Origin of the sequence: Paraburkholderia sediminicola (genome assembly GCF_046026895.1) — a bacterium.
Lineage (GTDB): Bacteria > Pseudomonadota > Gammaproteobacteria > Burkholderiales > Burkholderiaceae > Paraburkholderia > Paraburkholderia sediminicola_C.
Genome location: NZ_JAQQEU010000087.1, coordinates 20,795 through 27,402 on the forward strand (window position 1 = coordinate 20,795; position 6,608 = coordinate 27,402).

Annotated in this window: 10 protein-coding genes and 1 pseudogene; 3 read left to right on the forward strand and 8 right to left on the reverse strand. The window is 58.5% G+C overall.

Annotated features, from left to right (window positions below):
• Window positions 1–4: 4 nt before the first annotated feature.
• Together PQR02_RS34570 and PQR02_RS34575 are read left to right on the forward strand one after the other, a co-directional pair.
• Window positions 5–733, forward strand: coding sequence for a cytochrome c biogenesis CcdA family protein (locus PQR02_RS34570; protein ID WP_408242284.1), 729 nt, complete (start codon window positions 5–7; stop codon window positions 731–733).
• A gap of 122 nt (window positions 734–855) precedes the next feature.
• A complete protein-coding gene (locus PQR02_RS34575; RefSeq protein ID WP_408242286.1) occupies window positions 856–1,074 on the forward strand; it encodes a GDCCVxC domain-containing (seleno)protein in 219 nt (72 codons plus the stop codon).
• Window positions 1,075–1,170: 96 nt separating this feature from the next.
• On the opposite strand, the gene PQR02_RS34580 is transcribed toward PQR02_RS34575, so the two are convergent.
• The 7 genes and pseudogenes from PQR02_RS34580 to PQR02_RS34600 form a co-directional block, all read right to left on the reverse strand.
• Window positions 1,171–1,479 carry an acylphosphatase gene (locus tag PQR02_RS34580; RefSeq protein ID WP_408242288.1) on the reverse strand — a complete coding sequence of 103 codons (309 nt, stop codon included), beginning with the start codon at window positions 1,477–1,479 and terminating at the stop codon, window positions 1,171–1,173.
• A 42-nt stretch (window positions 1,480–1,521) separates the two neighbouring features.
• Entirely contained in the window at window positions 1,522–1,695 is a 174-nt protein-coding gene (locus PQR02_RS34585) for a helix-turn-helix domain-containing protein (RefSeq protein ID WP_408242290.1), read from the reverse strand.
• A 42-nt stretch (window positions 1,696–1,737) separates the two neighbouring features.
• Window positions 1,738–1,932, reverse strand: a pseudogene (locus PQR02_RS41065) (AAA-type ATPase lid domain-containing protein); the annotation flags it as partial.
• A gap of 178 nt (window positions 1,933–2,110) precedes the next feature.
• Complete coding sequence (arsC, locus tag PQR02_RS34590; protein ID WP_408242292.1) at window positions 2,111–2,533, reverse strand: arsenate reductase (glutaredoxin); 423 nt, start codon at window positions 2,531–2,533, stop codon at window positions 2,111–2,113.
• Window positions 2,530–3,477: an ArsO family NAD(P)H-dependent flavin-containing monooxygenase gene (locus PQR02_RS34595; RefSeq protein ID WP_459252060.1), complete on the reverse strand. Its 948-nt coding sequence runs from the start codon at window positions 3,475–3,477 to the stop codon at window positions 2,530–2,532. Before PQR02_RS34595 ends, arsC begins: the two co-directional genes overlap by 4 nt.
• Window positions 3,408–3,677 carry an NAD(P)-binding protein gene (locus PQR02_RS41070; protein ID WP_459252529.1) on the reverse strand — a complete coding sequence of 90 codons (270 nt, stop codon included), beginning with the start codon at window positions 3,675–3,677 and terminating at the stop codon, window positions 3,408–3,410. The genes PQR02_RS34595 and PQR02_RS41070 overlap by 70 nt, the downstream gene beginning before the upstream one ends.
• Before the next feature lie 19 nt (window positions 3,678–3,696).
• Window positions 3,697–4,113 carry a hypothetical protein gene (locus PQR02_RS34600; RefSeq protein ID WP_408242294.1) on the reverse strand — a complete coding sequence of 139 codons (417 nt, stop codon included), beginning with the start codon at window positions 4,111–4,113 and terminating at the stop codon, window positions 3,697–3,699.
• Between the two features lie 1,560 nt (window positions 4,114–5,673).
• Here PQR02_RS34600 and PQR02_RS34605 point away from each other — a divergent pair.
• Entirely contained in the window at window positions 5,674–6,135 is a 462-nt protein-coding gene (locus PQR02_RS34605) for a phasin family protein (RefSeq protein WP_408242296.1), read from the forward strand.
• Between the two features lie 274 nt (window positions 6,136–6,409).
• Here the strand turns inward: PQR02_RS34605 and PQR02_RS34610 are convergent.
• On the reverse strand, window positions 6,410–6,608 hold a 199-nt coding region (locus PQR02_RS34610), incomplete at its 5' end, for a hypothetical protein (protein ID WP_408242298.1).

The following is a 6,608-nucleotide window of genomic DNA, read 5'->3' on the forward strand; positions in this document are numbered from 1 at the left end:
CCGCATGGACTTTGGAATCGGCACGTACAGCCTGGGGTACGCGGCAGGTGTTCTTTCCATCCTCTCGCCGTGCGTCTTGCCTATCGTGCCAATCATACTGGGAACGGCAACGGCCGCTCATCGGCTGGGCGCTCTAGCGCTGACAGCAGGTTTGACCATTTCGTTCACTGTGGTGGGTATTTTCATTGCGACCATCGGTTTCTCGCTAGGAATTGATGCTTCCGCCTTTCGACTTGCAGCGGCAGTCTTATTGGTGGGCTTTGGAATCGTGCTGATGTCGACTAGGATGCAAGCGCAACTGGCCACAGCAAGCTCGGGCATCAGCAACGCAGGTCAGGCCCTGCTGTCCAGGCTCACGCCGACCGGTTTGCGAGGGCAGTTCGTGGTAGGGCTGATGCTCGGGGCAATCTGGAGCCCATGCGTAGGACCGACGCTGGGAGCGGCAGCGACGCTCGCTTCACAGGGCACGGACTTAGCACGAGTGTCACTGCTCATGGCCGCCTTCGGCATAGGCGCCGCTACGCCGATGATTGCGCTGGGCTCTCTGTCGCGGACAATGATTTTGAAGGCTCGCGGCAAACTGATTTCGGCCGGTAGCTCGGGAAAGTACTTGTTGGGAAGCGTCCTAGTCGTTATCGGTGTTTTGATTCTTACAGGCATCGATAAAAGCGCGGAAGCGTTTATCGTACAAATATCGCCTGAGTGGCTCACAAACTTGACCACGCGTTTCTGAATCAGGCAAACGCGCAGGAATCGTGCAGAACATCTATCGCTGGACGCAATGCCTATGGCCTCTTTTTCAGAACAATCGCCATCCGATGCTGCCTGTCCGTCCTACGTCAGGCAGGTGCAATGATGAACGAGGTCCTGCTCGAGTCGACCATCACGTGCCCCGCATGCGGGTGCCGGAAAGAGGAGACGATGCCCCTCGATGCCTGTGTGTGGATTTACGAATGCGAATATTGCAAGACTGTCACTAGGCCGAAAGTGGGCGACTGCTGCGTGTACTGCTCATATGGCACCATCAGATGCCCACCGATGCAGCGAGCAGGGTCGTGTTGCTCTCATCAATGAATCAGGACGAGACCTGCACTCGCCGATTCGGCAATCATTTTTCTGAACTAGGTGCCGGGAAGTACCGGTGCGTCCACCGTAGCGATTTACTGGCTCCTACAGCGTGGGCAAGCGCTCGAAGTCGTCGAAGCGGGCAAACGGCGGCTGCACCTCCGTTACCTCTAGCTCGTCGACGAGCGCTGCCGACATGCCCTCGCTGAGCCAGGCGCACATTTCTGCCAATTGCTCTGGCGAGCCCTGCAGCATCGCCTCTACCGAACCGTCCATACGGTTACGGACCCAGCCGGTGACGCCCAGTTCCCTCGCGCGACGTACGCAGGCCTCCCGATAGCCCACGCCTTGCACCTGGCCACGGACCTGAACCAGTCGGGTCTCAAGCGGTTCGTCCTTGTCGTGAGATTCCATGTGCGTACTCCGGTTGCAGGTTGATGCTCCTGCGAGGCTGGTTCAATGAAGCGGTTCGGCTGCAATAGCATGTTTGCGCATCTTCTCCCACAGGCTCTTCCTGGAAATGCCAAGGGCGTGGGCGGTTTCGGAAATGTGGCCTTGGTGCTGCAGCAGCGCCGCACGGATGAACGCGTTTTCGCACGCGGCCATGTAGCCGTCGAGCGGAGTATCCATATCCAGCGCTGCTACAGCCTGAGACCCGTCTTCCTCAAAAATATCTGACGAAAAGAGCATGTTGCGGGAACACACGATGCATGCACGTTCAAGACGATTCTGTAACTCCCGCACGTTCCCGGGCCATCCATATGTCGCCAATCGCGCTTCGGCCGACGGATGAAACAGTTTCGTTGGTTCGTCAAGCCGCCCCGCAATGTCGCGTACGAAACGATGGGCAAGCCAGAGGACATCGTCGGGTCTGTCGCGAAGTGCCGGGACGCGTACCTGCGACGCCGGTTGCTCGCCTGGGCACTATTGCAAAGTATGATGCGCTGGCGTGCCCTGCAGGCCGTGTCTTGGCACTGTCTCCCGGACGCCTACGTCTACCTCGAGTGCTCGGGTGGGCGCGCGATTCAACGGTGCGGATGCATGTCTACTTCACGCGGCGTCCGTGCTCGTCAATAACCACCTCGCCATCTTCTTTGTTGAACGGAACCTGCTGCGCTTTGGGTAGGATGTCCAGAACCACCTCAGATGGCCGGCATAAGCGCACACCCTGCGGCGTCTCCACGAACGGACGGTTAATGAGAATCGGATGCTTCAGCATGGCATCGAGAAGTTCATTGTCTCCAAGCGACGGGTTGTCCAGGCCGAGTTCCGCGTAGGGGGTGCCTTTCTGGCGCAATGCTTCGCGCACACCGAGCCCAGCCGCACTAATGAGCTCCACAAGCTTTTCGCGGGTTGGCGGTGTCTTCAGATACTCAACGACTGTCGGCTCGAGACCGGCATTGCGAATCAAGGCCAAAGTGTTTCGCGAGGTACCGCATTCCGGGTTGTGGTAAATCGTGACGCTCATGGTTTCGATTCCTCAAATGAAGTTAAATATTGGCCAATCTGGGTTGCCGCCGACCTCGCTGAACGCATCACGCCAATGAGCGTCGCAGAAGCGAAGCCGCACCATTCGCCGTACCCGACCAGCCAGAGCCTTGGCTCCTGAGTTGCACGACCGTCGACTACGTCAACTCGTCCCGCGTCGTTAAGAACATGCAGCGGACGTAGATGGTCGAGCGCAGGCAGAAAGCCGGTGCACCAGATAACGGCATCGGCGTGCGCGTGAGAGCCATCTCTCCATACCACGCCATCGACCGTGAAATGCGAGAACGGTCGCACAGAGTGCAACACGCCTCGCTCGCGCGCCTCGCGTACGCGTGGCACCATCACAACATCCCCCAGACCGCCACTCGGCGCGGGGTCTGGTCGTCCCTCGGAGCGAGCTTTCCACCGTTCGGTCGCACGCTCGAAGAGAACACGTCCGTCGACATCGTCCGACAGGAAAGTGGGTTGTTCCAACGTAACCCAGGTTGCGTGACAGACCTGCGACAGTTCGGCGAATATCTGTGCCCCCGAGTTGCCTCCGCCTACAACCAGGACATCCTTTCCGTGGAACGTATCCGGATTGCGGTAATGCGCTGAGTGCAACTGCTCGCCCTCGAAGCTGCGATGTCCTGGATAGTCCGGCATGTAGGGGAGCCTCCATGTGCCCGTCGCACTGACAACCGCTTTTGCCAGCCATTCACCCTTGTCCGTCGATATGAGCAGTCCCGTACCACGCCGCAATACGGACACCACGTCCACCGGGCGTTGAACCGGAATCTCATAGCGCTTCTCGTATTCAGTGAGATAGCGAATGACATGGTCGCGCGACGGATATTGTTCTGAGGTCGCGGGCATCAGCCAGCCCGGCAATGAACTCCACTGGGAAGGAGAAAAGAGGCGAAGCGAATCCCATGCATCTGCCACGCACCGCCCGGAGCCGGCTGGTCGTCTAGCACGACGTACCTGATACCAGCGCGGCGCAGGAAATAGGCAACGGCAAGCGCGGATTGACCGCCACCGATAATGGCGACGTCGATTGGAGTTGTCGTTGATGAATTGCTGTTCGACATAGCGTGCTGGGTAGCTGATGCTTCGAGAATACCGCCCGGAGAAACGTGAGACATTCCTGAGCGCAAGCCCGCTTTAGCCCTCCGGTGAAAACGGTGAGCCGCCAGTGTTTTCCTCGAACCACTGAAACGCGTCTTCAACACTGATAAAGCTGACCAGCGCGCGCACGGCCTTGAGCGTTCTGACTTGCTCCTTAATGTCGGGAGGTGGGCTGCCATACGCATTGAGTACTGCTTTTCCCGCAAGTACCCGTTCCAGTCTTACGTTCTCCAGCGCGAGCGTAACCTTGAAAAAGCCGCGCGAGATAGTGTTGTTTGTAAGGCTGTCGTCCGCGACGATGACTTGTACCGAGGTATCCGAGTCGGCAGCATCAGCCCACAGGGTCGCGGTATCGGTCAAATCCGTGCCGATGAGTTCGCCAGCACGGGAATAGCCGTCCTGCACGCTGGTGACGGTTTTGTGAATCGGGTCGATGAGGAACGATACATCCACAAGCGTCTCTCCGTCAGGCCAGAGGCTATGCGGACCATGATACACGCTGAGGCTGCGCGCGAAACCGTCCGGCTGGCAGCGCGTTGCTCTGGCACACTGGCTATGCGGGTCGAACACGGCTTCCCCGATACCTACGCTGGTTGAATCTCATACAACTTGAGCGAACATTGCTGACGCCAACACGACATTGACCCACGCGCCGACATCGGACTGACCAGTCTTCCAAATGGAAAAATGTTTAGGCTGCAACGATACACGGGCCGTCTGCTGGTCCAGCCGAATCTCGGCGAACCGACGACAACATTCATCCTCATCATGCGGACGAGGCCCTCCAGAGATACCCAGGCTACTGGCTTGCCTGAGACCTTTGCTCCTTGCTGATTTCCGATTTCCGCTCCCCGGATGAGCATTCAGCGTCGGTGCCGGCGCCGTTTACGCGAGCGAACAGAGTCGGCTTCTGGCACGCATTGTGCGAGAAAAGGTGAAGTGGTTCGGGACCGGGCTTCCCGAGATGTGGAGGGACGCGTGGGCTGAGCCGTTGCATGACGCGACAGAAGAAGAGAGTCCAGTCCGGGTCGCGCCGCCCCCGGAGCTTGATGCGCCCGGCGAGGGAAAGGGTTGGCCCTGGCCCCAACCAAAGACGACGACCTGACCGCTGCCGTCGCGACGTTTCAGCCAGATTCAAGGTCGCCAGCGCGCCCCGGCTCAGCCTTGGCGACATCATCGTCAACGACGAAGTCTGTCTCGTGAAATGGACCGGCGACCCATTTCACGAGTCGGCCGCCTGACGAAACCGTCGACGCCGGTCACCGCGGTCACCTCAAGCCTGCAGGCATGCGCTAGTCGCCTGTCGAGTGAGCCTGTTGCGATGTTGACGCCGCGCGCAGTCCGGCGGTTATCGCTACTGGCCGTTTTCTTTTGGGCCGTTCCGTGGTCTGTTGACGTCGCTATTCGCGCCGCTACGGGTACCCATATTCAGACCATTGGCCTTCCCGCGGTTAGAACGTCCCGTCGGAGGGCTGCTGCGCGCCTCACCGACGCCACTGCTCATGACATCCGGCGAACCGTATCCCCTCTCATTCGGGGTCTTCATCGAGCCGGCCCCGACGCCGGGTGTCGCAAGCCCACCAGTGCTGCCGCCGGCTTGTGCGTATGTTATTGCCGACAGCGTCATCACGAGAGCCGAAGCGCGAAACGTCTTGCTTATGTGTTTCATGGTTCACCTCCGGAGAGGGTATCTCCTGCAAGCGTCTGCCGCTCACGAATGAGGTGCCGCAAGGTGCGTGCCTTGTATTGCTCATTGGTCGCCTTTGCAATTGCGGGCAAAAGGTCAGCTTCGAGGTCAAGCTGGGACCAAAGGGCAAGCAGGCCGCAAGTATCCAGCCGCTCTGAGAACATGCTCGTTCATGCCGCACGCTGCGTGCGGCGTGAACACTCACGCTCTACAATAAGTTTCGCTTCTCGCATCCAGGCCCACGCAATCCTGCCGTTGGGCGGGACGCGGTTCAAGACCTGCCGAATCAGTCGACACGCCTCTATTTAACACTGGAGTTAAAACCGATGAACATGCAAGTTCCCGAGCAGATAGCTACTGCACAGAAGGTTGGCGTTGAGGCGCTTTACCGAGTTTTTAACACTGCTTTTGACGCTTACGAAAAGTTCGTCGCGTTGAATGTGCAGGCGGCCAAAGCTTCAATTCTGGAGAACGAGGCTGTCGCGTCGGAGGCCCTTGCTCTCTCCGCCAAGGACCCGCAGTCATTCTTCAAACTGCAGTCCCGGCAGTCGCAAGCGACCACCAAGAAGGTGCAGGCCTATTGGCAACATGTGAATGAAATTGCCACAGAGACGCAAAGTCAAGTGCTCGCGTCAACTGAAAAGCTGGCCAGCGGGTACGTTCGTGAGACTCAGGTAATTATCGATAACCTGGCGAAGAACGCGCCGGCGCAAAACGAAGTGATTACCGCTTTCTGGTCGAAGGGGTTCGGGGCAACGTGGGACGCAGGCAAAGCACTGAATCACTAGGCCACGGCTGCGGCGAAGGAGGCTGTGGAACTCATCGACAATGCAAGCAAGCCGGTGACCAGGGCTTAAATCGCCAGGCAATCCTCTCATTTACTGGTAGGACCGCAGTCACGGTCCTTTCTTTGGACGGTCCGCGCGATGGGGCACCCGGCGATTGCAGCCGAGCAAGAGTCTTCATTTTTTGTCTTCTTGTTCGTTCACTGACTGCAGACCATCCGCTCGGGCCTAACGACGAGCCGATGCGGATTCGTTTAATGCGGGGACTGCACCTGGCTCACAGGTTCATGCCTATCTGCGCCCTTCCCAGAGGAGTAAGGCCATCTGCGGTTGCGGGCCGAGTTAGCTCATTTAGCCTATTAACGAATGCCCCTTCAAAGTAGACGACTGTCCAGTTGGGCCGTTGTGCCTCTATCGCGCGGGCAATAGACTGGACGGCGACAATCATGTTGGCCGGTCGTGTTGCCTCACGGAAG